Origin of the sequence: Enterobacter cloacae complex sp. P38RS (assembly GCF_014930775.1) — a bacterium.
Classification (GTDB): domain Bacteria; phylum Pseudomonadota; class Gammaproteobacteria; order Enterobacterales; family Enterobacteriaceae; genus Enterobacter; species Enterobacter bugandensis.
In genome coordinates this window covers 327444-352615 of record NZ_JADBRS010000001.1, presented here as the reverse complement: position 1 = coordinate 352615, position 25172 = coordinate 327444, and the positions used below count along the sequence as shown (strand labels likewise).

The window sequence follows — 25172 nt, the reverse complement described above, 5'->3', positions numbered from 1 at the left end:
ATTGCGTCAGGTCACTTTTATCCCGCAAACGAGAACTTTTTACGTTTATATCTTTATGCGTTAATAAATGTAGCTTATGAATCAGTGACAAGGATTGGCGATTACGGGGGATTGCCGTAGAATGTCCGCCCTCATTACGAGTCACCAAGGTGGTTACACACAAACCCCGCTTCAGTCTGCTGCCTGAGGCGTCTATATGGGACAGCGCAAAAATTGAATACACAATCCCGTTCTCGTTCACCGCTGGTGCAACTGGAACGAATTCGTAAAAGCTTTGATGGCAAAGACGTCATTTCCGACCTCAACCTGACCATCAATGATGGTGAGTTTCTTACGCTGCTTGGCCCTTCCGGCTGCGGCAAAACCACCGTACTGCGCCTTATCGCCGGGCTGGAAAGCGTTGATAATGGCCGCATCCATCTTGAGAACCAGGACATAACCCAGGTTCCTGCCGAAGATCGCCACGTCAATACCGTTTTTCAGAGCTACGCCCTGTTCCCGCACATGACCGTGTTTGAGAACGTGGCGTTTGGCCTGCGGATGCAAAAAACCCCGGCTAATGAGATCGAACCGCGCGTCACCGAAGCCCTGCGCATGGTTCAGCTGGAGACGTTTGCCCAGCGAAAGCCCCACCAGCTCTCCGGCGGTCAGCAGCAGCGCGTGGCCATTGCCCGCGCGGTCGTCAATAAACCGCGCCTGCTTCTGCTGGATGAATCCCTCTCCGCGCTGGATTACAAGCTGCGCAAGCAGATGCAGAACGAGTTGAAAGCGCTACAGCGCAAGCTCGGTATCACCTTTGTCTTCGTCACCCACGATCAGGAAGAGGCGCTGACCATGTCAGACCGTATCGTGGTAATGCGTGACGGTAAGATTGAACAGGACGGTACGCCGCGTGAAATATACGAAGAGCCGAAAAACCTGTTTGTCGCCAGCTTTATTGGCGAGATCAATATCTTCAACGCCACCGTACTTGAGCGTCTGGATGCACAGCGCGTTCGCGCGAACGTCGAGGGACGCGACTGCATTATCACCGTGAACTTTGCCGTCGAGAAAGGACAAAAACTCAACGTCCTGCTGCGCCCGGAAGATCTCCGCGTTGATGAGATCCACGACACGGCCGACGTCGAAGGTCTGATCGGTTACGTTCGCGAACGTAACTATAAAGGGATGACCCTCGAGTCCGTTGTGGAACTGGAGAACGGCAAAATGGTGATGGTCAGCGAATTCTTTAACGAGGACGATCCTGACTTTGACCACTCTCTTGACCAGAAAATGGTTATCAACTGGGTAGAAAGCTGGGAGGTTGTGCTGGCTGATGAAGAACACAAGTAAGTTCCAGAAGGTGGTCATTGCCACTATCGTCGGTTGGCTTGTGTTATTTGTCTTTTTACCCAACCTGATGATCATCGCCACCAGCTTCCTGACCCGCGACGATGCAAACTTCGTTTCGCTGGTCTTTACGCTGGACAACTACGCGCGCCTGCTCGATCCGCTCTATTTCGACGTGCTGTTGCACTCGCTCAATATGGCGCTGATTGCCACCGTGGCCTGCCTGCTGCTGGGGTACCCTTTCGCATGGTTCCTGGCGGGACTGCCGCAAAAGGTGCGCCCGCTGCTGCTGTTTCTGCTGATTGTGCCGTTCTGGACCAACTCGCTGATTCGCATCTACGGGCTGAAAATCTTCCTCAGCACCAAAGGCTACCTCAACGCGTTTCTGCTGTGGCTGGGCGTGATTGATACGCCAGTGCGCATCATGTTTACCCCAGGTGCGGTAATCATTGGCTTGGTCTATATCCTGCTGCCGTTTATGGTGATGCCGCTCTACTCCAGCATTGAGAAGCTCGATAAACCGCTGCTGGAAGCGGCAAAAGATCTGGGGGCCAGCAAGCTGCAGACCTTTATCCGCATTATCATTCCGCTGACCATGCCCGGCATTATTGCGGGCTGTCTGCTGGTGATGCTCCCGGCGATGGGCCTGTTCTACGTGTCTGACCTGATGGGCGGGGCGAAAAACCTGCTGATTGGGAACGTGATCAAGAGCCAGTTCCTGAACATCCGCGACTGGCCGTTCGGCTCCGCGACCAGCATTACGCTCACGGTGGTGATGGGGCTGATGCTGCTCGTCTACTGGCGCGCTTCTCGCCTGCTCAACAAGAAGGTGGAACTCGAATGATCGGTCGACTGCTTCGCGGCGGTTTTATGACCGCCATTTACGCTTACCTTTATATCCCGATTATCATTTTGATCGTGAACTCGTTTAACAGCTCGCGGTTCGGGATCAACTGGCAGGGGTTTACCACCAACTGGTACAGCCTGCTGATGAACAATGACAGCCTGCTGCAGGCCGCACAGCACTCGCTGACGATGGCGATCGTCTCCGCCACCTTCGCCACGCTGATTGGCTCGCTGACCGCCGTGGCGCTGTATCGCTACCGTTTTCCCGGCAAGCCGTTCGTCAGCGGCATGCTGTTTGTAGTGATGATGTCGCCGGACATCGTGATGGCGATTTCGCTGCTGGTGCTGTTTATGCTGCTGGGCGTACAGCTTGGCTTCTGGTCGCTGCTTTTTTCCCATATCACCTTCTGCCTGCCGTTTGTGGTGGTCACCGTCTACGCGCGTCTGAAAGGGTTCGACGTGCGCATGCTGGAGGCGGCCAAAGATCTGGGTGCCAGCGAGATGATCATCCTGCGCAAAATCATCCTGCCGCTGGCGATGCCTGCCGTCGCCGCCGGATGGCTGCTCAGCTTTACCCTGTCGATGGATGACGTCGTGGTTTCCTCCTTCGTGACCGGGCCGAGCTACGAAATTCTGCCGTTGAAGATCTATTCGATGGTAAAAGTTGGCGTCTCACCGGAGGTGAACGCGCTGGCGACCATACTGCTGCTGTTTTCGCTGGTTCTGGTGATCGCCAGCCAGGTTCTTGCTCGTGATAAAACAAAATCTCAGGGGACAATGAAATGAAAAAAATGCTCGCCGCTGCGGCGCTGGTGCTTGGCATGGGTGCCGCGCACGCTGATGACAGCAAAACGCTCTACTTCTACAACTGGACGGAATACGTGCCGCCGGGCCTGCTGGAGCAGTTCACAAAGGAGACGGGCATCAAGGTTATCTATTCGACCTATGAGTCGAATGAAACCATGTATGCCAAGCTCAAAACCTACAAGGACGGCGCCTACGATCTGGTGGTTCCTTCCACCTACTTTGTCGACAAAATGCGCAAAGAGGGCATGATCCAGAAGATCGACAAAACGAAGCTAACTAATTTTTCAAACCTCGATCCTGAGATGCTCAACAAGCCGTTCGACCCGAATAACGACTACTCCATTCCGTATATCTGGGGGGCGACGGCGATTGGCGTGAACAGCGAGGCCATTGATCCGAAAACGGTCACCGGCTGGGCGGATCTGTGGAAACCGGAATACAAAGGCAGCCTGCTGTTAACCGACGATGCGCGTGAAGTGTTCCAGATCGCGCTGCGTAAGCTTGGCTATTCCGGTAACACCACCGATCCGAAAGAGATCGACGCGGCTTACAACGAGCTGAAAAAGCTGATGCCTAACGTGGCGGCATTCAACTCTGATAACCCGGCAAACCCGTATATGGAAGGCGAAGTAAACCTGGGGATGGTGTGGAACGGCTCTGCGTATGTTGCCCGTCAGGCCGGGACGCCGCTGGAGGTGGTCTGGCCGAAGGAAGGCGGGATCTTCTGGATGGATAGCCTCGCGATCCCGGCCAACGCGAAGAACGTGGACGGTGCGCTGAAGCTGATTAATTTCCTGCTGCGTCCGGACGTGGCGAAACAGGTAGCCGAGACGATTGGCTACCCGACGCCAAACCTGGCCGCCCGCAAGCTGCTGAAGCCTGACGTGGCTAACGATAAGTCACTCTATCCGGATGCCGAAACCATCAGCAAAGGAGAATGGCAGAACGATGTAGGCGACGCGAGCCGCCTTTACGAAGAGTATTATCAGAAGTTAAAAGCAGGTCGTTAATGCAATACATAACGGGCGACGCAACGTCGCCCGTTACTCTTACAGCCCCTTCAGAAGCTTATCTACAAACGCTGGCACCACCTCGCTCGCCAGGCCATATTGCTTCTCTTCAAACTCGCTGCCCACCTGGCTCGGCTCCAGATTGAGCTCCACCGTATGCGCCCCGTGCAGTCGCGCTTCGTGAACAAACCCCGCCGCCGGGTAAACGTGACCTGATGTGCCAATAGCGATAAACACGTCCGCCATCGCCAGCGCGCTGTAGATCTCATCCATCCCCAGCGGCATTTCGCCAAACCAGACCACGTGCGGACGCAGGCGCGACGGGAACTGGCAGCAGTGGCACTTGTCCTCTGGCAGCACGTCCTCTTTCCAGTCCAGCACCTGGCCGCTCCAGGCGCAGCGAACTTTAAGCAGCTCGCCATGCATGTGGATGATGTTCTTGTTACCGGCCCGCTCGTGCAGGTTGTCGATATTCTGCGTCACCAGCAGAAAACGATCCCCGAGCGCCTCTTCCAGCTTCGCCAGCGCCAGATGCGCCGCGTTCGGCGCAATCTCAGGCTGCTGAAGCTGTCGACGGCGAGCGTTGTAAAACGCCTGCACGAGATCCGGATCGCGGGCAAAGCCTTCCGGCGTCGCCACGTCCTCGACGCGGTGCTCTTCCCACAGCCCGTCTGCCGCACGGAAGGTTTGAATTCCTGACTCGGCGGAGATCCCCGCCCCGGTCAGTACCACCACTCTGGGTTTATCCATCGCTTCTGGCATGATTCTGTCTCTGAAAAAGATCCGCTGGCGCAAGCGCTCTCGTAAGCGGCGTTTGTTTTTGCGAAAACGGCTGAGTCGACCCTGGCGACGCGACAGCATAAAGACCTCGTAAACTAATCGGTGAGATGAAGGAATGCGGCTCCGCGCATGCCTCCCGCGTCCCCGTGTCGCGCGCGTTCAATGCGCGGCACGCGGGCGACCGGCAATAAATGTCGGGGCAGACGCCCGGACAACCGTTCCGTAATCGCAGTAAAGTTTGACAGCCCTCCCCCGATCACCAGCAGATCCGGGTCGATGATGGTGAGAATATTTCCCAGACACACCGCCAGCAGATCCAGATAGCGCTCGACGTGCTCATGCGCCTGCGCATCCCCCTGCTCCCACAGGGTAATGATTTGAGGGGCCTCAAGTTTCTGATGATAGAAGTGTTCGTAAAGCCATGCAAACCCGCGTCCTGAGAGAGAGTTCTCGATGCAGCCGTGCTGGCCGCAGCCGCAGCGGGTCAGCGGGAAATCACGCCCTACCACCTCCAGCGCATCCACCGGGAGACGGATATGACCAAACTCCCCGGTGATGTAGCTGCGCCCGGTAATCGGCTTGCCGTTGATGACAATCCCCCCGCCTACGCCGGTACCGAGGATCAGCCCCATCACCAGCGGATAGCGGCGGAATTCATCGTCCCAGGCTTCAGAGAGGGCAAAGCAGTTGGCATCGTTATCTAAACGCACGTCGCGTTTAAGGAGGGCCGAGAGGTCGGCGCGGAGCGGTTTACCGCTGGCGGCAGGCACGTTGGCGGCATACAGCGTACCGTTGTCGGTTTCGGGCATGCCCGGAATACCAATGCCGACGCTGCCTTTCACGCCAAAGCGTTCATCCGCCTGCGCCACCAGCGCAGTAATGGCGGTTAAAAATTCATCGTAGCTTTCGCGCGGCGTGGGAACGCGGGTTTCCCACTGCAGTTTGAGGTCTTTATCAAACACGCCGAGCGCAATCTTGGTGCCGCCAATATCAAATCCATAATACATAACGCATTCCTCTTTCTGACATAGCGGCCTCAGGACCGCTACACCATGACGTAATTACTGGCCACTTAATACCCTCGCCGGATCAATTCGGCTTGCGCGACGCGCCGGATACCAGCTTGCCAGCAGACTCAGTAAAAGTGCTGTAACCAGCACATAAAAAACGTCCAGCCAGTGCAGTTCAGACGGCAGGAAGTCAATAAAATAGATGTCACCGGACAGGAACTGGTGACCAATAAGCTTTTCAATGCCGTTGATAATCGGCGTCAGCTGCAGAGAAACCACCACGCCAATCACCACGCCGCAAAGGCTGCCGAACAGCCCTGCCAGCAAACCGTACCAGACAAAGATGGCGCGAATAAGACCGTCTTTTGCCCCAAGGGTACGCAACACGGCGATGTCGCCGCTCTTGTCCTTAACCGCCATTACCAGCGTCGAGACGATATTAAAGCACGCCACGCCTATCACCAGCACCATCGCCAGATACATGATCGCACGGATCATCTGGATATCACGGTACATATAGCCGTAAGTGCCGATCCAGCTTTTGATGTAGACATAGTTATTGGTCACGCTGCCGGCATCACGCACCAGTTTGTTGGCGTTAAAGACGTCGTTCACCTTAATGGCAATGCCCGTCACGCTGTCGCCCATGTCGAGATACTGGCGCGCATCTTCCAGCGGAACCATCGCAAAGCTATGGTCAAGCTGGCCGCTCAGCTGAAGAATACCGGTGACGTGCAGGCGCACGCGTTTTGGCTGCTGCAGTTTGTGATCGGCGCTGGCATTCGGGATCATGATTGACACCCAGTCGCCCTGCTTCACCTTCAGGGCATCGGCAACGCCTTTACCCATAATGATCTGCTGCTCGCCGGCCTTAAAGTTCGCCCACGCGCCGTTCTGCACATATTTCGGCAGCGCGCTGAGCCGCTCCTCCTGGGCCGGATTCACCCCTTTCACCTGAATGGCGCGCAGGTTTACCCCGCTCTCCACCAGCCCGGTAAAGTTAATGTATGGCGCGGCCGCGGCAATGCCCGGCACTTTTTCCACTTTGGCGAGCGCATCGCTCCAGTTGGCCCACGGCTGGTTAACCGGCTCGATCTCCCCGTGCGGCACCACCGCCAGAATGCGGTTATTCAGTTCGCGCTCAAAGCCGTTCATGGCGCTTAAGCCGACAATCAGGACCGCCACGCCCAGCGCAATACCGATGGTGGAGATCACGGAGATCAGCGACACCATACCGCCGCGACGGCGGCCGCGGCTAAAGCGTAACCCGATGAGTAACGATAACGGTGACGCCATTACTCTGCCCCCATCAGGGTCAGTTCCGCATTCAGATGGCCGTCGCGCATCTCAAGCTGGCGACCCATGCGTTTTGCCAGCTGCAGATCGTGAGTCACCACAAGAAACGCGGTTCCCTGCGAGGCGTTCAGCTCGCCGAGAAGCTGGAAGATACTGTCCGCATTGCGCGCGTCCAGGTTACCGGTCGGTTCATCCGCCAGCACCAGACGCGGGTTGTTGACCAGCGCACGGGCAATCGCCACACGCTGGCGCTCGCCACCGGACAGCTCCGACGGGCGGTGATTTCCCCGGTGGCCCAGCCCTACCGCTTTCAGCATATCGCTGGCGCGGGCGTTGATTTCTGCCGGTTTCTTTTTGCCAATCAGCAGCGGCATCGCCACGTTTTCCAGCGCCGTAAAGTCCGGCAGCAGGTGGTGGAACTGGTAGATAAAGCCCAGCTCGCGGTTACGCAGCTCGGCCTTCGCCGCAGAGGACATTTTGCTCATCGGCTGACCGGAGAAGATCACGTCGCCGTTGGTTGGCGTGTCCAGCCCGCCCAGCAGGTGCAGCAGCGTACTTTTCCCCGAGCCGGAGCTGCCGACAATCGCCATCATCTCGCCCTCGCCCACGCTGAAGCTCACATTGTGCAGCACGTCAGTCTGCACAGTGCCTTCCTGATAGCGTTTGGACAGGTTGTCGCATTGCAACAGGATCTTATTCATAACGTAAAGCCTCAGCGGGTTGAGTGGCGGCAGCGCGCCAGGAAGGGTAAAGCGTAGAAAGCAGCGCAATGGCCATCGCGGCCAGCGCAATTCCGACCACCTGCAGCGGCTCGATAGCCACCGGCAGCGCCGCGCCGTCAAGGAGCGCGCCGATGATCGGCATTAAGTTATTAAGCTGGCTGGCAAGCAGCGCGCCGAGCACGGCGCCCAGCAGCGCGCCGATAATGCCTGCACTGGCCCCCTGCACCATAAAGACCGCCATGATCTGGCGCGGCGTCAGCCCCTGGGTTTGCAGGATGGCGACTTCGCCCTGCTTCTCCATCACCATCAGGCCCAGCGAGGTGATGATGTTAAATGCAGCCACGGCGACGATCAGGCTCAGCAGCAGCCCCATCATGTTTTTTTCCATGCGCACGGCCTGGAACAGCTCGCCTTTACGCTCGCGCCAGTCCTGCCATTTGGTGCCGTCCGGCAGTTTTTGCTGGCTGAGGGTATCGACCTTCAGGGGCTGATCGAGCCACAGGCGCCAGCCGGTGATATTTCCCGCCGGGTAGCGCATCAGGCGTGACGCATCCTGAATGTTCACCAGCATCTGATAGCCGTCAACTTCGCTGTTGGCGGCAAAAGTACCAATCACGTTAAACAGGCGCTGGCTCGGCAGGCGACCCATTGGCGTAAACTGGCTGGCGGACGGCACCATCACGCGCAGCTGATCGCCGCGGTTGACGCCAAGCTGTCCGGCAAGCTGCTCACCCAGAATCACGTTGTATTTTCCGGCTTCCAGATCGGTTTGCTTCACGTTAACCAGGAACGGCGTCAGCGGGTCTTTTTGCGCCGGGTCAATCCCCAGCATCACGCCGACCGCCACGCTGCGGGCGCTTTGCAGCACCACATCGCCAGTGGTTAAGGGCGCAACGCGCGTGACGCCCTGTAACTTCGCCGCGCTTTCCGGCAGCTGTTGCGGGTTAACGGAACCGTTATTCGATGAGAGAACGGCCTGCGGCATCAGCCCCAGGATGTTGTTTTGCAGCTCGCGCTCGAAGCCATTCATGACGGAAAGCACCGTCACCAGAGCCATCACGCCGAGCGTAATGCCAATAGTCGAAAGCCAGGAGACAAAGCGACCGAAGCGGTCCGCGGCGCGCCCACGCATGTAACGTAAGCCTATGAAGAGTGCGACAGGTTGATACATGAAGTCCGTCTGTTTGCTGATAGCAGACCCACGAGTATATAAGCGAATCCGTTAAGGGTAAATGACTGAAACCGTAAGCTTTGGTAATCATTTTTCCGAAAAATTCAGATAAATCAGGGTACTAATGTCTGAAACCGCGCCTCGCAACCTCCACCTTTTCCGAAAAACCTCCTGATACAGACTGTTACCCATTACATCACGGTTTCGTTTAACAACAATTGCTCGTTCGTCTATGGCAATAAGGTAGTTGCGAACAATGAAGCAAAAAGCATTATGGATAAACCAGATAAAAGGGCTGTGCATCTGTCTGGTGGTGATTTACCACTCGGTCATCACCTTTTATCCTCATCTCAGCGGGCTACAGCATCCGCTCTCCGGTCTCCTCGCCAAATGCTGGGTCTATTTTAACCTCTATCTCGCCCCGTTCCGGATGCCGGTTTTCTTCTTTATCTCCGGCTATCTGATCCGTCGTTATATTGATGAGGTAGACTGGCGCACCAGCCTCGACAAGCGGATCTGGAGTATTGTCTGGGTTCTGGCGCTGTGGGGGATCCTGCAATGGCAGGCGCTGACCCACCTGAACGCCTGGCTGGCGCCCGATCGCGAGCTTGCCACCTCGTCGAACGCGGCCTACGCCGATTCCCTGGCAGGATTTGTGCGGGGCATGCTCACCGCCAGCACCAGCCTGTGGTATCTGTATGCTCTGGTGGTCTACTTCACGCTGTGTAAACTGCTGAGCCGCTGGAAGCTGCCGGTACTCGGACTGCTTGCGCTGGCGAGCATCGCGATCAACTTCCTGCCGCTGCCGTGGTGGGGAATGAACAGCGTGGTACGCAACATGATCTACTACAGCCTGGGGGCGTGGTATGGCGCCGAGCTGATGGCGTGGATGAAAAGTTTCAACCTGCGCCGCACCTGGCTGGCTACTGGCGCTTTCGCGGCCGTCTCCGTGGTGCTGTGGTTTACTAACGTTCCTCTCCTGCTTTCTCTGCTGTCGATCGTGTTGATCATGAAACTGTTCTACAGCCTTGAGCAGCGTTATGCCGTACATCCCAACAACCTGCTGAACGTGATTGGCTCAAACACCATTGCGATCTATACCACCCACCGCATCTTAATTGAGGCCTTCAGCCTGATCCTGATTGGCGAGATGAATGCCGCTTACTGGCCGGTCTGGGCAGAGCTGTGCTTAATTCTGATCTACCCGTTTGCCAGCCTGCTGATCTGTACCCTTGCCGGGCTTGGGGTGCGTAAAATTTCCACCGCGCTGTTCGGGGACCTTTTCTTCTCTCCTCCGTCTGCGCGGAGCCTGTCACCTGCCACCCGTTAATGCCCTCTCCGCCCCCGTTTTGGGGGCGTTTAGCCCTGCCGTGCGGTTACAATTTGCTTATGTAAAACGATCGAGGATAATAAAGACATTGCGTATCAGTGATATGCCCCAATACTGTTGGTATATCCATAAGAGACTCTGACATAGCCATGCCTGAACACTATCGTTATTCCTTGCCCGTCAAAGCGGGCGACCAGCGCCAGCTGGGTGAACTCACGGGCGCGGCCTGCGCCACGCTGGTGGCAGAAATCGCTGAGCGGCACCCTGGCCCGGTGGTGCTGGTTGCCCCGGATATGCAAAACGCCCTGCGCCTGCACGATGAAATCCGCCAGTTCACCGATAGCCTGGTGTTCAGCCTGGCCGACTGGGAAACGCTGCCGTATGACAGTTTCTCCCCGCATCAGGAGATCATCTCCTCGCGCCTGTCGACGCTATATCAACTCCCGACCATGCAGCGCGGCGTGCTGATTGTGCCGGTGAATACCCTGATGCAGCGCGTCTGCCCGCACAGCTATCTGCACGGCCACGCGCTGGTGATGAAAAAAGGCCAGCGCCTGTCTCGCGACACCCTGCGAGACCAGCTTGACGGTGCCGGATATCGCCATGTCGATCAGGTCATGGAGCACGGGGAATATGCCACCCGCGGCGCGCTGCTCGACCTTTACCCGATGGGCAGCGACCAGCCGTATCGTCTGGATTTCTTTGATGATGAAATCGACAGCCTGCGCGTGTTCGATGCCGACACCCAGCGCACGCTGGAAGAGGTGGAATCCATCAATTTACTGCCTGCCCACGAGTTCCCGACGGACAAAACCGCCATCGAGCTGTTCCGCAGCCAGTGGCGCGACAGATTCGACGTAAAGCGCGATGCAGAACATATCTATCAGCAGGTCAGCAAAGGTACGCTCCCGGCCGGAATCGAATACTGGCAGCCGCTGTTCTTCAGCGAGCCGCTGCCCGCCCTGTTCAGCTACTTCCCGGCGAATACGCTGATTGTGAACACCGGCGATATCGACGCCAGCGCCAGCCGCTTTGAAAGCGAAACCCGCGCACGCTTCGAAAACCGGGGCGTTGACCCGATGCGTCCGCTCCTGCCGCCGGAAGCGCTGTGGCTGCGCACCGACGAACTCAACGCCGAGCTGAAGCGCTGGCCGCGCATGCAGCTGAAAACCGATTCGCTTGCCGATAAGGCCGCCAATACCAACCTCGCCTTCCGCACGCTGCCGGAGCTGGCCGTACAGGCGCAGCAGAAATCGCCGCTGGATAATCTGCGCAAGTTCCTGGAATCCTTTACCGGGCCGGTGGTGTTCTCCGTTGAGAGTGAAGGCCGCCGCGAAGCTTTGGGTGAGCTGCTGGGACGCATTAAGGTGGCGCCGAAGCGCATTCTTCGCCTGAGCGAAGCAACCGGAAACGGTCGTTATCTGATGATCGGCGCCGCCGAGCACGGGTTCATCGACACGCTCAACAACCTGGCGCTGATTTGCGAAAGCGACCTGCTGGGCGAGCGCGTCGCGCGCCGCCGTCAGGACAGCCGTCGGACCATCAACCCGGACACGCTGATCCGCAACCTGGCCGAGCTGCATCCAGGCCAGCCGATTGTTCACCTGGAGCACGGCGTTGGCCGCTATCAGGGGATGACCACGCTGGAAGCGGGCGGTATCAAAGGTGAATACCTGATGCTGACCTACGCCAACGACGCCAAACTCTATGTACCGGTCTCGTCGCTGCACCTGATCAGCCGCTATGCGGGCGGCGCGGAGGAAAATGCGCCGCTGCACAAGCTGGGCGGCGACGCCTGGGCGCGTGCACGCCAGAAAGCGGCGGAAAAAGTGCGCGACGTGGCGGCCGAACTGCTGGATATCTACGCCCAGCGCGCGGCCAAAGAGGGCTTCGCCTTTAAGCACGACAAAGAACAGTACCAGCTGTTCTGCGACAGCTTCCCGTTTGAAACTACGCCGGATCAGGCCCAGGCCATTAATGCCGTGCTGAGCGACATGTGCCAGCCGCTGGCAATGGACCGCTTAGTCTGCGGCGACGTCGGCTTCGGCAAAACCGAAGTGGCAATGCGCGCCGCCTTCCTTGCGGTGGAAAACAACAAGCAGGTGGCGGTGCTGGTGCCGACCACCCTGCTCGCCCAGCAGCACTTCGACAACTTCCGGGACCGTTTCGCCAACTGGCCGGTACGCATCGAGATGCTGTCGCGTTTTCGCAGCACCAAAGAGCAGACGCAGATCCTGGAGCAGGCCAGCGAAGGCAAAATTGACATTCTGATCGGTACCCACAAGCTGCTGCAAAGCGATGTGAAGTGGAAAGATCTGGGGCTGCTGATCGTCGACGAAGAGCACCGCTTCGGGGTGCGTCATAAAGAGCGCATCAAAGCGATGCGCGCCGACGTCGATATCCTGACCCTGACCGCGACGCCGATCCCGCGAACCCTGAACATGGCGATGAGCGGCATGCGCGATCTGTCGATTATCGCCACGCCGCCGGCGCGTCGTCTGGCGGTAAAAACCTTTGTCCGCGAGTACGACAATCTGGTGGTGCGTGAGGCCATTCTGCGTGAAGTGCTGCGCGGGGGTCAGGTCTATTACCTGTATAACGATGTCGAAAATATCCAGAAAGCCGCCGACAGGCTGGCGGAACTGGTACCGGAAGCGCGTATTGCCATCGGTCACGGACAGATGCGCGAACGCGAGCTGGAGCGGGTGATGAACGACTTCCACCACCAGCGTTTTAACGTGCTGGTGTGTACCACCATCATCGAAACCGGGATCGACATTCCAACGGCGAACACGATTATCATCGAACGCGCGGATCACTTCGGCCTGGCCCAGCTTCACCAGCTGCGCGGCCGAGTCGGGCGTTCGCACCATCAGGCCTACGCCTGGCTACTGACGCCGCATCCGAAAGCGATGACCACCGACGCGCAAAAGCGCCTGGAAGCCATCGCCTCGCTGGAAGACCTCGGCGCAGGCTTCGCGCTGGCCACGCACGACCTGGAGATCCGAGGCGCGGGTGAACTGCTGGGTGAGGACCAGAGCGGCTCCATGGAGACCATCGGCTTCTCGCTCTATATGGAGCTGCTGGAAAACGCGGTTGATGCCCTGAAGGCCGGGCGCGAGCCGTCGCTGGAAGATTTGACCAGCCAGCAGACCGAGGTCGAGCTGCGAATGCCTTCCCTGCTGCCGGATGATTTCATTCCGGACGTGAATACCCGACTGTCGTTCTACAAGCGCATCGCCAGCGCGAAGACGGAAAACGAGCTGGAAGAAATTAAGGTTGAGCTGATCGACCGCTTCGGCCTGCTGCCAGATGCTGCGCGTAATCTGCTGGATATCGCGCGCCTGCGCCAGCAGGCGCAGAAGCTGGGCATTCGCAAGCTTGAGGGCAACGAAAAAGGCGGCGTCATTGAATTTGCCGAGAAGAACCACGTCAACCCGATGTGGCTGATCGGCCTGCTGCAAAAACAGCCGCAGCACTTCCGTCTTGATGGCCCGACGCGACTGAAATTTACCCAGGAGCTGACGGAGCGCAAAACGCGCATGGACTGGGTGCGTAACTTTATGCGTCAACTGGAAGAGAACGCGATCGCCTGACCTCCCTTCCCCCCGTTAGCGCAGTGCTGGCGGGGGGACAATTTACAAACTCTTTGCACTTCACCCGATCTTCCCGACACACCCATTCGCCATAATTATCTTTAACCCCTTATAAAACAATAACCTTATCATTTATATGGATTATGGTGATGATGACCTCTTCGCGTTTTACCCGCTGGATAACCCTGTTTGCGCTGGCAGCCACCGTCGCGGTTGCGCTTCCTGCGCGGGCAAACACCTGGCCCCTTCCCCCGCCCGGCAGCAAGGTGGTGGGCGAAAACCGTTTTCATGTGGTTGAAAACAATGGTGGCTCACTGGAAGCGATAGCCAAAAAATATAACGTCGGTTTTCTGGCCCTGCTGCAGGCGAACCCCGGCGTCGATCCGTACGTCCCGCGCGCGGGCAGCGTACTGACGATTCCGTTACAGACTATCCTGCCGGATGCCCCGCGCGAGGGGATCGTGATCAACCTGGCGGAGTTGCGTTTGTACTATTACCCGCCGGGTAAAAATGAGGTTACCGTCTACCCTATCGGTATTGGTCAACTGGGCGGCGATACGCTGACGCCGACGATGGTCACCACCGTCTCGGATAAACGCGCCAACCCAACCTGGACGCCGACGGCCAACATTCGCGCCCGCTATAAGGCCCAGGGTATCGATCTTCCTGCCGTGGTTCCGGCAGGCCCGGATAACCCGATGGGTCATCACGCGATCCGCCTTGCCGCATACGGCGGCGTGTACCTGCTGCACGGTACAAACGCGGATTTTGGCATCGGCATGCGCGTCAGCTCCGGCTGCATTCGTCTGCGCGATGACGATATCAAAACGCTGTTTAACGTCGTTACGCCGGGAACGAAGGTGAATATTATCAATACGCCGATTAAGGTCTCTGAAGAGCCAGGCGGCGTGCGGCTGGTTGAGATTCACCAGCCGCTATCAAAAAATATCGGCGATGATCCCCAGACGTTACCCATTAACCTGAATGCCGCGATGGTGAGCTTCAAAACGAATGCGAATACCGATAGCCTGGTGATGGAGCGCGCGATGGAAGCGCGGTCAGGCATGCCGACCGACGTCACCCGGCATCACGATGTTATCCAGCAATCGATGTAAACTGGAAAGAAAAACGCCCTGCACGTCTGCTTTACTTAAGGCTCACGTGACTTAAACCTGAACGGATATTTAGATGGCACATAAAGCACTGAACGATCGTATCGTCGGTGCTTTCTTTTTTCTGGCAGGAAATCCCGGATACATAATCAACATCATTAAAAACACCTTATAGTCTGTGAAAATTTTCAGCGGCACACAAATATAGCATTCCCGTCGGGAAGGGATACGTATCGGCATATAAGTGGTAGTTTCCTGGAGAATCCTTCAATGATTTTAATTTATTATATGCACACCAGTGCTTTTTGTTCCTGTAATCAAAAGACAAATCAATATCCACCACCATTAACGCAAGCATTACACCGAGGGCCAAATCATCATAATAAAATACAGATTTATGAGGTAAAATAAGATCGATTAGTTTATTCATCATTACATCCCCATGTGCTGGTAAGCCTTATCACCCTGTAGCCAGGTAATAAATACCCCTGCAGCCGTAAACAATCCAGTAAATATTACAAACAGAATAACCAGGAACCCGCCAGAAATATCTTCACCCTCGTTAACGCTGAAACCAAACATAGTTAATATAACAGCGAAAAATAACATCATTCCGGATAGTCCGGCGGAAGACCACGGTGGAGTGTACATTTTTTCCGCCGGATAATCGGGCTGATGGGTTAATCTGGAGGATACCGCCGTAATACAAAACTTTTTCTGTTCGGATGCCGCCACAAACTGGTCGCCCTGTGCATACGATACTGCATCTGAAGCCAGCGCCAGCGCCAGCCACGGATACCCTGCAGAATGCTCACCGAGCGACATTTCAAGCTCCAGCCGATCCGGTACGACTTTTTTTTCGTCCAGCACTTCCAGCAGCGGATACTTCTCTGTGCGCGATAAACCGGTATACCAGATCTGTTTGGGTTTACTGACAGCCTCCGCACGCAGATAAACAGGTACTGCACTTTCTACGTCAATAACCCCCGTCATCGGTTGATAAAGATAAACAGGTTTTTCTCCTTCCGTTTTAACGTAGTAATTCGTCAGGAGAAGCGCGGTAGCATTCTCCATCCACTTGCATTCCCCTTCTTCAGAATGCAAATCTACACAGATAAGCAGGCGTTCAACAACGTAGCCGTTCGCCTGTTTTATCCACTCTGTGACTAACGTATAGTCCGGGCATTCAGGCAAAAATGTGATTTTTTTGGTTGAAATCCCGGAACGTTCAAGCACACGCCGGAGTTCATCGCTACAGGATTCATCCCCACCTCGCACCCATACAAGCGCTTCAATCTGCCTGTACCGGGAGAGTTTTTCCATCATCGGCGCCAGGAGGTAGATAATTGCCTGCCCGGCTCGCGTGAAATCGAATGATTTATCCAGGTCAATCTTCAACGGCATTTTGGCGGCCAGCGGAAACTCCCCCTCCAGTTTCAACATGTTCAGCGCCAGCTCCTTTGTTGCCTTTGGCGGGGTCAGTATCGACCAGCCAGCCAGGATGATGTTACGCCTGGCATAGCTGACAACCTTGTATTCCTGCCGTGCCGCAATCAATAACCGCGTTTCTATGTAGTGTCTGTGCGCGTTATACGCAATACAGAACGCCTGTACTAAAAAGGTTACTACAGCGACAGGTATTACCACGGCATCAACAAGAAAACCTGAATCTACATGTTTATTACCCGGCCAGGTGACAGCCCGAATACCAGTACAAACAATCACCACGAGCACATAGACGACACACACACCAATAGTGGGAAAGTCATGTTTAAATTCGTTCTGCTTAGGGTAAAGCCACCAGTTCATCACACAGCCCCCGCAGTGGGGAGTGTGGTGCGAATAACACAGCCGCACGCCGCTTTAAAGCCATCCACGACCACGCCCCGGCCGTTCATCGTCCATGTCGGATGGCTCTCTTTAATGGGGAACGTCCCCTTGTGTTCGGGACACATCACCTCATCCCCTTTCAGCGCGACAGGCATGCCCATAAACTGCGCGCCTGACGCCTTAATTACCTTCCCGCCGCTCACCAGCGGGTCATTCAGTCGAATTACGCCGTTCATCAGTTTCCTTTCCTTCCTGCGTCCATATCGCAGCGCATATGGTCCCAGCCGGTGTATCCCTTCACTTCCGGAACCTTATCGGGTTGATTGTGCCAATTGGTTTTAAGTTGCTCAGTAGAGCCTTCTAAACCTTGTTTGGTCATATACACCATTCCCCAGGCCCACCCAGGAAAACGGGGTTCCAGTTTCCCGCTTACCTTTTGCCCAGTTCCGTCGTCAACGGTATATTCAATCCCAGGACCACCAGCGGCAAGGCGCGGGTCGTCAAACGGTTTGGACGACATATACAGTCGATGTTTGGTCTGCAAAAAACCCTGATCGTTCACAACAGTAAAGGAAATAACATCGTCATAATAAGGGGCATTACTTCCATCAGGCTCATTGCCTCCCGGCGACATTGATGCACCACCTTTTTCCCATGTTTTTCCATAGTCTTTTGATACTGAAAAACCACCAGTTATATTTCCCCACCACGGAATGGCAATATAACGTTCTGAAGGGTGGACGAACTTTTTAGTGAAAATTCGATAAAACTGACTGGCTATTTGCGAATGAATGCCTTTTTGCGTATCCGTAAACCAGAGCTCTCCTTCGCAGTCCCACCCCTTCAGCTCCAGATAACGATGATCATCAAAACGGTACACTACCTGTGTTGGCGGCTCTGAAGCCTTGCAACCTGCGGCCACCAGCAGCAGCGCGGTCAGCAATGAATAAAGTCCTTTCATCTTTTAACGCCCCGCATCCATATCACAGCGCATATGGTCCCAGCCGGTGTATCCCTTCACTTCCGGAACCTTATCGGGTTGATTCTGCCAATTGGTTTTAAGTTGCTCAGTAGAGCCTTCTAAACCTTGTTTGGTCATATACACCATTCCCCAAGGCCAGCCAGGTGAACGAGGTTCCACTTTCCCGCTTACCTTTTGCCCAGTTCCGTCGTCAACGGTATATTCAATCCCAGGACCACCAGCGGCAAGGCGCGGGTCGTCAAACGGTTTGGACGACATATACAGTCGATGTTTGGTCTGCAAAAAACCCTGATCGTTGACGACCGTGAAGGAAAGAACATCTTCCTGCTGTGGGGCATTCATTCCATTAAGATCATTTTCACCAAGGGAAAACTGTGCAATTTGCCAGGTCTGCCCATAATCTTTCGAAACCCTAAATCCACCAACACCCCAACCAGTTATTGCAATATATTTCTCAGATGGATGGACATATTTTTTGGTAAATATCCGGTAAAACTGGCTGACAGGCTCCGTGTGGATACCCCGCAGTGTATCCGTGTACCAGAGTTCACCCTCGCAGTCCCAGCCCTTCAGCTCCAGATAACGATGGTCATCGAACCGGTACACTACCTGCGTTGGCGGCTCTGAAGCCTTGCAACCTGCGGCCACCAGCACTGACACCAGGGCAATACCTGCTGTACGTTCTATCTTCATGCTTGTCTCCCTGTCACGATTCCCACCACGATTTTTGTTTCGCTATTCCCAGGTCGCTGTCAGATTTTGGCTTAGGCATATCCCATTGTAGATTTGCCACTTCCTGATTCCCTGTTGCCAGATCACGGGATGGCTTAACCGACGTGGCATTGTTAAACTGGTTTTCCACGCCGAACTCACCTTTAGGCAGAACATCTTCAGGTTTATTCATAAACCATTTTGTTGTTTCATCATTCAACTTTCCGGTTCTGTAATAATCTACAGCTGACTTGAACCCATTCTGCGGGTCTCGCCAGTCTGCGCGGTGTAACAAGCCTTCCCAGAACTTACCCGCCTGATAGTCAAAGGACTTGCACTGACCGATAGCCAGGTCGAACGCCATCGCGTGCGACGGTGCAAATTCACTGGCGACGATAGAAGAGTGCTGGCTGTAGCCTACCGGATCGGTGTTCTGCCACTCCTTTTCAAGTTCGTCACGGGATTTAAGCCAGGTCAGCGTCAGCTGAGAAAAATCTCTCGTTCCCGTCACTTCACCGCGAATAACTTCATGCCCCCGGTCAAAACTTTCCACCTGCAGCTCATTCGGCGTTAATACATGACCCGGTTGCCAGCTGATACGCTGATAGTTATCAAGCGCATAGGTAGCCGATGCCGTGCGCGAAATGGCACTGGCTTTAGCTGAATAGGAAATGTAGGCATCCGGGCTGTCCGGGTCGATATACGCGGTGTACGGTTTATCACTGGTTTTCGGATCGTTATCCGGATGGTTATCCTGCCCCATGAGTTTAAAAATAAATGGCTCCGGCAGCTCTTCGCCGTTTATCACCACGTCGCTGTACGAATATCCCGCATTCATCACCGGGGTGGTGCTGAAATCACCTTTCCTCTCCGGTGCCATCTTAAACGGCTCCGTCTCCATGCGGCCAACCCAGCGATGCTGGCAGAATACCCGCTGACGCAGGTTAGGAATGCCAGCAGCTAACTTATCGGGAATACCCCGCCAGCCAAATCCCTGGATGTTTTGCAGGGAGACGGTACCGTCCTGCGGACACCAGTAGTTATAAACCTTGCCGTTATTGTCACGACGATACTTAGCATCCTTCCTCAATGGGTTATCGGAAGGCTTGCGTGATGCGCAGCTGGCTTCCATCGCCAGCATATCTGCCTCTGACAGCTCTCCGCCTTTGTACTGGGTTGCCATCAGTGCGCAGAAGTGTTTAAACGTCTCCTGGCGGGCAAACGCCGTCTGGTGATGGCCGGGCTGGACGTCTTCACTAAGACGTCCTTCCAGCGAATACGGTGAGTGATTCAGAATGACGCAGTTAACCGGCTCATATCCTGCCTGTTTAACCAGCATATTTGCCAGCATGGTGATGATGGTTCCCTGGCTATGTGCCACCACGTTAATCACATCATTTCGCGTCACCAGCGGTTCACGTATCTGAAGGATCAAATCCGCCAGCCGCTGCGCGGCAAAGAATTGATAGATGCGGTGCGGGTTCGGAAAGATGGGGTGCGTGTAATCGCCGCCGTTCATGTGCAATGTGGCAAACCCTGCGGCGGCCAGCGCCGCGCCTCCAGCTCCCGGTCCTAACATATCGGGGATGTTGGTTGTCGCATTGGCAAACGTCCCTCCACCTTTGGCAAAATTCGTATCGAGGGCGTTTTTGAAATTATCGTTCTGGTACTTATACGCACCTTTGCCGTCGTTACCCAGCGCCGCTTTATTCTCCTCGTTATCCTCCTGATAAGCATCAAACGACAGGTGCGCATTGTTTCCCTGCCTGTAAACCTCTTCCCTGTAGCGTTGCTGGTCTTCAACGTAATCCTCATGCGTTACCGGCTTGTATCCCCAGTAAAACGGGATAACCGGTGAACGGCCGGGGTGCGCAATTCTATATTCCCCCCATTCATGCGCGTAAAAATCCTGACGATTAAGACGCTTACTCAGGCCCGCAATAATGCCCTTCTCCTGATTCTGGTACGCTTCACCCACGTCGTTCACGCCATGAACCAGGATCACAATCCCCGGCATCGGGCGCGGCACGCCAACGCGACGGGTCTGGGCCACCTCCCCCAAATCTTTGTGTATCGGGATATCCCCTTCTGATATGATCCGTGGGGCATACGGGCTTTGTCTGGCTTCCGTCATTCCATTAACTCCATTTTGTAGGTGTCCAGGTCATCGGCATCGAGTAATGCTGAATGGCCGTTGCTGTCCGTTATGCCTTCCACCACTTTTCCGGCCGAGCTGGTCAGCCTGAATTTTTTGTTCGCGAGAATTTGCTCCGGGTCATCTCCGGCGTGCAGCTGGTAGCGGAGCTTAAATGCGCCCTGATTGAACGGCGGGACCGTGACCTGCGCGCTTTCCGGGCCGTCGTACTTCAGACTGGGTCCTTTCAGTTCGATTCCCGTCGGCGAGAAGATGGTGACCAGTCCGTTCGGACTGACGCGTATCCCGCCTCCCCCACAGACCAGCTGTATGCCCTGTTTGGCGATGCCGTTCAGCTGCCCGTCGGTGCTCGCCATCGTGAAATCATTCTGCGAGAGCATATGCATGGCACCGCGCTGGGCCTGCGTCGTGATATCCCCGGCACCGGCAATCATCTGAATGCCGAGCTTGCGGGCAAACAGCGAGAGTTTTTCCCCCACGGCCAGAGAGAATTTTTTCACCACGTTTACGCTGGTATCCTGGCCCGCAGTCACAATCACATCTTTCCCGGCAGACAGTTGCAGACTGTCCGGCGTGACGTGTGCCTGCCCTTTGTCGGCATAGGTAAGCAGACCCGGCCCTGCCAGATTACTCAGCACTTGGTTCAGCTGGTTTTGCTGATCGGTTTCCACATTACTGGCCCCGGCCGTCAGTGCGCTTTGTTGCAGCGTCATTGCCAGCGACAACGCTTTCTCCAGAAGCGCAATGGCGGCCGTCATATCCAGTTGCTTACCCACAGCACGCGGTTGCGCCTCCGTGGTGATCATCACCCCTTTGGCCGCACGGAGCGCCATGTGATTGTCAGTACGCGCTTCCACACCTTCACCGCGCTGTTTTCCCTCCGCGTCAACGAGGTGGCCAGCGCTGACCTGACTCTTGCCGTACTCCGTGGAAATCTTGATGTGTTCCTGACCGCGGCGGTCCTCCAGGCGGATTTTGTTTGAAGCAGCAGTGCGGATCACGTTGCGGGTGTCGTTGCGGTTTGTAACCAGATCAGGGTGCGCGCCGTCATGCATGACATGCGCAATAAAGGGCCGGTCCGGATCGCCGCCTTCAAAGGCTACAGCCACTTCTGTGCCGTCCAGCAGCGGGAAATGAAAACCAAACACATCCCCGCCGTACGGTCTGCCCAGACGCATCAGCGCACTTTCAAAACCGTCACGTTTCTCGTCGAGGTCAAAATCAAACTTCACGCGGTATCGGCCCCGGGCATCGACTCCGGCATAAGTGCGATCCCGATTGATGGCCGCCACGCGACCGGGTACCGTACCGGCAATCATCGGTCGCGGCAGATATTCCGGACGATAGCTGTAGCCGTTCAGATAAGGGATCCCCTTCAGGATGGCGCGGTAGTGCTGTGCTCGACTGCCGGAAAGCGTCATTGTGGTGACAAGAAAACCGTGCTTAAACCCGTCAGGAATATCCCCTGTCGGGTGGAACATCACACCCGGCAACAGTGCCGGGTCACTGGTTGTTCCACCCAGCACACTCTGTTTGTTCAGCAGGCGCTCATAGCGCAGGCGCGCGTAGAACGTGGCTGTTTCCGCCTCTTCACCGTAAAAATCGCCGTTCTCCAGATAATGATCGGCATAGTGATACTGTTTGCCGCTAGTTATCCCGTCGGGAATATCATTATCGAAAATGGTTTTATCCGCCTGTGGCGAAAATGGATTACGGTAGTTATACGTACGCACCAGCACGCTTTCGGGAATGAGTTCGTATTGTTCTTCGAGCTCGGTAATGTATTCTTCATGACTGGTCATGCCGGAATGGCGGACGTACGGCAGCGGCTTATCGCTGAAGACATAGCGGCGGCCACCGTCACCAAAGATAACCACCGTTTCGCCCTGCACCTTGTCGTGGTTTTCAAAGCGGAACCAGATCCCTACCTCGGCCAGCAGACGGCGGATAAACTGGAGATTGGTTTCCTTCCACTGAATGACCATTTCCCTTCGGGGATAGCTGCGACTCAGCTGGTCAAAATCAATGTTGTAGCCTTCAAACAGACTGCTTTCCTTCATCAGCTGAGTGACGAGTTCGGGTACGGTTACATCCATGTACACGGCCGAGCGGTAATTTCGGTCCAGCAGCGCCAGCTCATGCTCCAGCACACACTCGTACAGGGCTTCATCGGCAGATGACTTCAGACGGGAAAACGACGTGATCACCCCGTTAATCTGGCGCACCGGCAGCCAGGGCTCCTGATCGTACCAGCCTGCTTTCGGATTCGGGGCACGCAGAATAAATTCCGCGCTCTGATTGAGGACTTCGTTGACTGCAATGTTTGATGTTGGGCTGGTAAAGCGGATGGTGTAGCGGTAGGGCTTACTGAGTTCTTCTTCCCCGGTAAAAGAGTGAACATCCGGTAAAACAGATTTGCCTCGTGTAAAATACAGTAAATAACGGTTTAACGTATCCTGTTGCTGAACAATGCCAGATGGTCCTTCCATCGCCAAATATCCCTGTTAAAAATGACTATTTATTAAAAATACAATACGCCCACAGTCCATTTAATAAAACGCCATTCCGTAACACATCACAGAATGTTACAAAATACATGTCATTCAGTTTAAACATAAATAAGACAAAAACATTCACGCCACAAATAAAAAAAGACCAAAAATAACGCCTTGGCCATATATAATAATTCAGCCGGTAACAACAATATGGGCGACGCATTTTTCTTGTGAACGCATCATCAGATATTCAGGAACCGCTGCCAAAGGATAATTCAGACCTTTTTCCTGATATAAATCACTCTTCCCTGGCGAACAGCAATAAATATTAAACCGCTTCGCCGCAGGATAAGAATATACGGCAGTTTCCGTAAGCGGGATTTTATCTGCCATCAGTCTGTGAGGATAAAGTCCGTCCCGGTATCCCGGGTTCGCAGGAGGCGGCAACGAGGTGCTGTTTAAACTCAGGAGAATACTCAGGGCAGCCTTTTCGCCTACCGGGAGTCACATTTTTCCGTATATCTGACACGTTGATACCCACCACTTATTTGGTGGACACCACGTTGTTGGATGCATCAGATTATGACCAGACGGCTCTCGCAGGACGCATCCAGAGAGCGGGAAAAAGTATCCAGTCGGACGGGAAAGCATCCGCAACGAAGTCCATATCGAGTTCAGACGTAAAAAATCCGGGCCAGAGGGGCTGAACCCGGATTGTTTCTTACTGGCAGGATCGTTCAAGTGTTCTTAAACGATCGGCATTACTGCACATGTGCAGGGCGTTTTTTATTGCAGTGGCATAAATGAGGGTTTATGCCCGGCTTATTTGTAGATGACAGCGGTGCCGTGCAAGGTGTTAGGACCGGTCACAGAGGTGATGCGGTAAGATTTTGCACCCATTGCTTCCGCTTTTTGTGCCAGCTGATCTTCCAGAGAGCCCAGGTTAGTCCCGGCAGACGCAGAGATCGTCCCGACTTTATGCTGATCGGCTGGAGTGGATTGTACCTGTACAGCAGCAAAGCTTGCGAAAGAGAGTGAACTCAGTACAGCAGCAGCGATGAGGGTTTTGACGTTTTTCATAATGTTTACCTTTGGCAGATGAATTTTTTGGTCGTTAGCTATTTAGTTAACGATCGATAGGTAAATAATAAATGTGATCCAGCTCACGCGTCAACAGATTTTTATAACGAACATTAATTAAATTTTAAAATTGTTATTTTTCATACATATATGATTAATTTATTTTTAAGCATTCTGCACTGGTGGTGGGTTGCGTTTATTTTTATAATGGTCATTCAACAAACCAACAGAGGACCAACGGCAAATGACAACCGACGTCACGAGTTGTGTGAAGAAAAGCCGTGGCCGACCAAAAGTGTTTGACAGGGATGCAGCGCTTGATAAGGCCATGACTCTCTTCTGGCAACATGGGTATGAAGCGACCTCGCTTTCCGATCTGGTAGAAGCCACCGGAGCTAAAGCGCCGACGCTTTATGCTGAATTTACCAATAAAGAGGGGCTGTTCAGGGCGGTGCTGGACAGGTACATTTCGCGCTTTGCGGCGAAACACGAAGCCCAGCTATTTTGTGAAGAGAAAAGCGTTGAACAGGCGCTACGGGATTACTTTACCGCCGTTGCCACCTGCTTCACCAGTAAAGAGACGCCCGCGGGCTGCTTTATGATTAACACCTCTGCCACCCTGGCGGCAGCATCAAAAGAGATCGCCAATACGGTGAAATCGCGTCATGCGATGCAGGAGGAGACGCTCAGCGCATTTCTGGCTCAGCGCCAGCAGCGCGGTGAAATTCCCGCACACTGCCAGCCTCAGATGCTGGCGCAATACCTGAGCTGTATTTTACAGGGAATGTCGATCAGCGCCCGTGAAGGGGCGACGCTGGAAAAACTGCAGAACATTTCTGACACCACGCTGCGCCTGTGGCCTGAACTGCTCAAAATCTGACGCAAAAAAAAGCTCCTCAGCCTGAGCGCT

Annotated in this window: 22 protein-coding genes; 8 read left to right on the top strand and 14 right to left on the bottom strand. The window is 54.8% G+C overall.

Annotated elements, in window-relative coordinates; all coding sequences use genetic code 11:
• The first annotated feature begins 183 nt into the window (after window positions 1-183).
• From potA to potD, 4 genes are read left to right on the top strand one after another with little or no spacing between them, the layout of a single operon-like run.
• Entirely contained in the window at window positions 184-1332 is a 1149-nt protein-coding gene (potA, locus tag IM303_RS01685; RefSeq protein WP_167401640.1) for a spermidine/putrescine ABC transporter ATP-binding protein PotA, read from the top strand.
• Window positions 1316-2173, top strand: a complete 858-nt coding sequence (gene potB, locus IM303_RS01680; protein WP_041910497.1) for a spermidine/putrescine ABC transporter permease PotB — start codon at window positions 1316-1318, stop codon at window positions 2171-2173. The genes potA and potB overlap by 17 nt, the downstream gene beginning before the upstream one ends.
• Window positions 2170-2961: a spermidine/putrescine ABC transporter permease PotC gene (gene potC, locus IM303_RS01675; protein WP_193359525.1), complete on the top strand. Its 792-nt coding sequence runs from the start codon at window positions 2170-2172 to the stop codon at window positions 2959-2961. Before potB ends, potC begins: the two co-directional genes overlap by 4 nt.
• The gene (potD, locus tag IM303_RS01670; RefSeq protein ID WP_028012743.1) at window positions 2958-3992 is read left to right on the top strand and encodes a spermidine/putrescine ABC transporter substrate-binding protein PotD; all 1035 of its coding nucleotides are present in this window, start codon (window positions 2958-2960) and stop codon (window positions 3990-3992) included. Before potC ends, potD begins: the two co-directional genes overlap by 4 nt.
• 39 nt (window positions 3993-4031) lie before the next feature.
• Here potD and cobB read toward each other — a convergent pair whose 3' ends face one another.
• From cobB to lolC, 5 genes are read right to left on the bottom strand one after another with little or no spacing between them, the layout of a single operon-like run.
• Complete coding sequence (gene cobB / locus IM303_RS01665; protein WP_041910499.1) at window positions 4032-4853, bottom strand: Sir2 family NAD+-dependent deacetylase; 822 nt, start codon at window positions 4851-4853, stop codon at window positions 4032-4034.
• A gap of 14 nt (window positions 4854-4867) precedes the next feature.
• A complete protein-coding gene (nagK, locus tag IM303_RS01660; RefSeq protein WP_193359524.1) occupies window positions 4868-5779 on the bottom strand; it encodes an N-acetylglucosamine kinase in 912 nt (303 codons plus the stop codon).
• A gap of 54 nt (window positions 5780-5833) precedes the next feature.
• Window positions 5834-7078: a lipoprotein-releasing ABC transporter permease subunit LolE gene (lolE, locus tag IM303_RS01655; RefSeq protein WP_047368298.1), complete on the bottom strand. Its 1245-nt coding sequence runs from the start codon at window positions 7076-7078 to the stop codon at window positions 5834-5836.
• Window positions 7078-7779: a lipoprotein-releasing ABC transporter ATP-binding protein LolD gene (gene lolD / locus IM303_RS01650; RefSeq protein WP_008500772.1), complete on the bottom strand. Its 702-nt coding sequence runs from the start codon at window positions 7777-7779 to the stop codon at window positions 7078-7080. Before lolD ends, lolE begins: the two co-directional genes overlap by 1 nt.
• The gene (gene lolC / locus IM303_RS01645) at window positions 7772-8971 is read right to left on the bottom strand and encodes a lipoprotein-releasing ABC transporter permease subunit LolC (protein ID WP_028012739.1); all 1200 of its coding nucleotides are present in this window, start codon (window positions 8969-8971) and stop codon (window positions 7772-7774) included. The genes lolD and lolC overlap by 8 nt, the downstream gene beginning before the upstream one ends.
• A gap of 256 nt (window positions 8972-9227) precedes the next feature.
• On the opposite strand from lolC, the gene IM303_RS01640 reads away from it, so the two are divergent.
• The 3 genes from IM303_RS01640 to IM303_RS01630 all read left to right on the top strand — a co-directional run bounded on the left by IM303_RS01640 (window position 9228) and on the right by IM303_RS01630 (window position 15012).
• Window positions 9228-10301 carry an acyltransferase family protein gene (locus IM303_RS01640; protein WP_193359523.1) on the top strand — a complete coding sequence of 358 codons (1074 nt, stop codon included), beginning with the start codon at window positions 9228-9230 and terminating at the stop codon, window positions 10299-10301.
• Window positions 10302-10450: 149 nt separating this feature from the next.
• Complete coding sequence (gene mfd / locus IM303_RS01635; RefSeq protein WP_193359522.1) at window positions 10451-13897, top strand: transcription-repair coupling factor; 3447 nt, start codon at window positions 10451-10453, stop codon at window positions 13895-13897.
• A 149-nt stretch (window positions 13898-14046) separates the two neighbouring features.
• The gene (locus tag IM303_RS01630; protein ID WP_192970918.1) at window positions 14047-15012 is read left to right on the top strand and encodes a L,D-transpeptidase family protein; all 966 of its coding nucleotides are present in this window, start codon (window positions 14047-14049) and stop codon (window positions 15010-15012) included.
• 166 nt (window positions 15013-15178) lie between these two features.
• Here the strand turns inward: IM303_RS01630 and IM303_RS01625 are convergent, their stop codons facing one another.
• The 9 genes from IM303_RS01625 to bhsA all read right to left on the bottom strand — a co-directional run bounded on the left by IM303_RS01625 (window position 15179) and on the right by bhsA (window position 24262).
• Window positions 15179-15442 carry a hypothetical protein gene (locus IM303_RS01625; RefSeq protein ID WP_028012735.1) on the bottom strand — a complete coding sequence of 88 codons (264 nt, stop codon included), beginning with the start codon at window positions 15440-15442 and terminating at the stop codon, window positions 15179-15181.
• On the bottom strand, window positions 15442-16818 hold the full coding sequence (locus tag IM303_RS01620) for a hypothetical protein (RefSeq protein ID WP_192985955.1): 1377 nt from the start codon (window positions 16816-16818) through the stop codon (window positions 15442-15444). Before IM303_RS01620 ends, IM303_RS01625 begins: the two co-directional genes overlap by 1 nt.
• Window positions 16818-17075, bottom strand: coding sequence for a PAAR domain-containing protein (locus IM303_RS01615; protein WP_193359521.1), 258 nt, complete (start codon window positions 17073-17075; stop codon window positions 16818-16820). Before IM303_RS01615 ends, IM303_RS01620 begins: the two co-directional genes overlap by 1 nt.
• Entirely contained in the window at window positions 17075-17800 is a 726-nt protein-coding gene (locus tag IM303_RS01610) for a hypothetical protein (protein ID WP_193359520.1), read from the bottom strand. Before IM303_RS01610 ends, IM303_RS01615 begins: the two co-directional genes overlap by 1 nt.
• Before the next feature lie 3 nt (window positions 17801-17803).
• Window positions 17804-18514 carry a hypothetical protein gene (locus tag IM303_RS01605; RefSeq protein ID WP_192985953.1) on the bottom strand — a complete coding sequence of 237 codons (711 nt, stop codon included), beginning with the start codon at window positions 18512-18514 and terminating at the stop codon, window positions 17804-17806.
• Between the two features lie 13 nt (window positions 18515-18527).
• Window positions 18528-20666: a DUF3274 domain-containing protein gene (locus tag IM303_RS01600; RefSeq protein WP_193359519.1), complete on the bottom strand. Its 2139-nt coding sequence runs from the start codon at window positions 20664-20666 to the stop codon at window positions 18528-18530.
• Entirely contained in the window at window positions 20663-23176 is a 2514-nt protein-coding gene (locus IM303_RS01595; protein WP_192985952.1) for a type VI secretion system Vgr family protein, read from the bottom strand. Before IM303_RS01595 ends, IM303_RS01600 begins: the two co-directional genes overlap by 4 nt.
• A 198-nt stretch (window positions 23177-23374) precedes the next feature.
• Window positions 23375-23575, bottom strand: coding sequence for a hypothetical protein (locus IM303_RS01590; RefSeq protein ID WP_193359518.1), 201 nt, complete (start codon window positions 23573-23575; stop codon window positions 23375-23377).
• 429 nt (window positions 23576-24004) lie between these two features.
• Window positions 24005-24262 carry a multiple stress resistance protein BhsA gene (bhsA, locus tag IM303_RS01585; protein WP_023332711.1) on the bottom strand — a complete coding sequence of 86 codons (258 nt, stop codon included), beginning with the start codon at window positions 24260-24262 and terminating at the stop codon, window positions 24005-24007.
• Window positions 24263-24506: 244 nt separating this feature from the next.
• Between bhsA and comR the strand changes: the two genes are divergently transcribed.
• On the top strand, window positions 24507-25142 hold the full coding sequence (comR, locus tag IM303_RS01580; RefSeq protein ID WP_028012732.1) for a TetR family copper-responsive transcriptional repressor ComR: 636 nt from the start codon (window positions 24507-24509) through the stop codon (window positions 25140-25142).
• Window positions 25143-25172 lie beyond the last annotated feature (30 nt).

Bases quoted from the DNA above. Each gene is read 5' to 3' on its own strand.
- IM303_RS01620 (WP_192985955.1), bottom strand. From the start codon at position 16,818: ATGAACTGGTGGCTTTACCCTAAGCAGAACGAATTTAAACATGACTTT.
- IM303_RS01610 (WP_193359520.1), bottom strand. From the start codon at position 17,800: ATGAAAGGACTTTATTCATTGCTGACCGCGCTGCTGCTGGTGGCCGCA.
- lolC (WP_028012739.1), bottom strand. From the start codon at position 8,971: ATGTATCAACCTGTCGCACTCTTCATAGGCTTACGTTACATGCGTGGG.
- cobB (WP_041910499.1), bottom strand. From the start codon at position 4,853: ATGCTGTCGCGTCGCCAGGGTCGACTCAGCCGTTTTCGCAAAAACAAA.
- IM303_RS01595 (WP_192985952.1), bottom strand. From the start codon at position 23,176: ATGGAAGGACCATCTGGCATTGTTCAGCAACAGGATACGTTAAACCGT.
- lolD (WP_008500772.1), bottom strand. From the start codon at position 7,779: ATGAATAAGATCCTGTTGCAATGCGACAACCTGTCCAAACGCTATCAG.
- mfd (WP_193359522.1), top strand. From the start codon at position 10,451: ATGCCTGAACACTATCGTTATTCCTTGCCCGTCAAAGCGGGCGACCAG.
- potB (WP_041910497.1), top strand. From the start codon at position 1,316: ATGAAGAACACAAGTAAGTTCCAGAAGGTGGTCATTGCCACTATCGTC.
- IM303_RS01630 (WP_192970918.1), top strand. From the start codon at position 14,047: ATGATGACCTCTTCGCGTTTTACCCGCTGGATAACCCTGTTTGCGCTG.
- IM303_RS01615 (WP_193359521.1), bottom strand. From the start codon at position 17,075: ATGAACGGCGTAATTCGACTGAATGACCCGCTGGTGAGCGGCGGGAAG.
- IM303_RS01600 (WP_193359519.1), bottom strand. From the start codon at position 20,666: ATGACGGAAGCCAGACAAAGCCCGTATGCCCCACGGATCATATCAGAA.
- IM303_RS01640 (WP_193359523.1), top strand. From the start codon at position 9,228: ATGAAGCAAAAAGCATTATGGATAAACCAGATAAAAGGGCTGTGCATC.
- IM303_RS01605 (WP_192985953.1), bottom strand. From the start codon at position 18,514: ATGAAGATAGAACGTACAGCAGGTATTGCCCTGGTGTCAGTGCTGGTG.
- potD (WP_028012743.1), top strand. From the start codon at position 2,958: ATGAAAAAAATGCTCGCCGCTGCGGCGCTGGTGCTTGGCATGGGTGCC.
- comR (WP_028012732.1), top strand. From the start codon at position 24,507: ATGACAACCGACGTCACGAGTTGTGTGAAGAAAAGCCGTGGCCGACCA.
- lolE (WP_047368298.1), bottom strand. From the start codon at position 7,078: ATGGCGTCACCGTTATCGTTACTCATCGGGTTACGCTTTAGCCGCGGC.
- bhsA (WP_023332711.1), bottom strand. From the start codon at position 24,262: ATGAAAAACGTCAAAACCCTCATCGCTGCTGCTGTACTGAGTTCACTC.
- potC (WP_193359525.1), top strand. From the start codon at position 2,170: ATGATCGGTCGACTGCTTCGCGGCGGTTTTATGACCGCCATTTACGCT.
- IM303_RS01625 (WP_028012735.1), bottom strand. From the start codon at position 15,442: ATGATGAATAAACTAATCGATCTTATTTTACCTCATAAATCTGTATTT.
- IM303_RS01590 (WP_193359518.1), bottom strand. From the start codon at position 23,575: ATGGCAGATAAAATCCCGCTTACGGAAACTGCCGTATATTCTTATCCT.
- nagK (WP_193359524.1), bottom strand. From the start codon at position 5,779: ATGTATTATGGATTTGATATTGGCGGCACCAAGATTGCGCTCGGCGTG.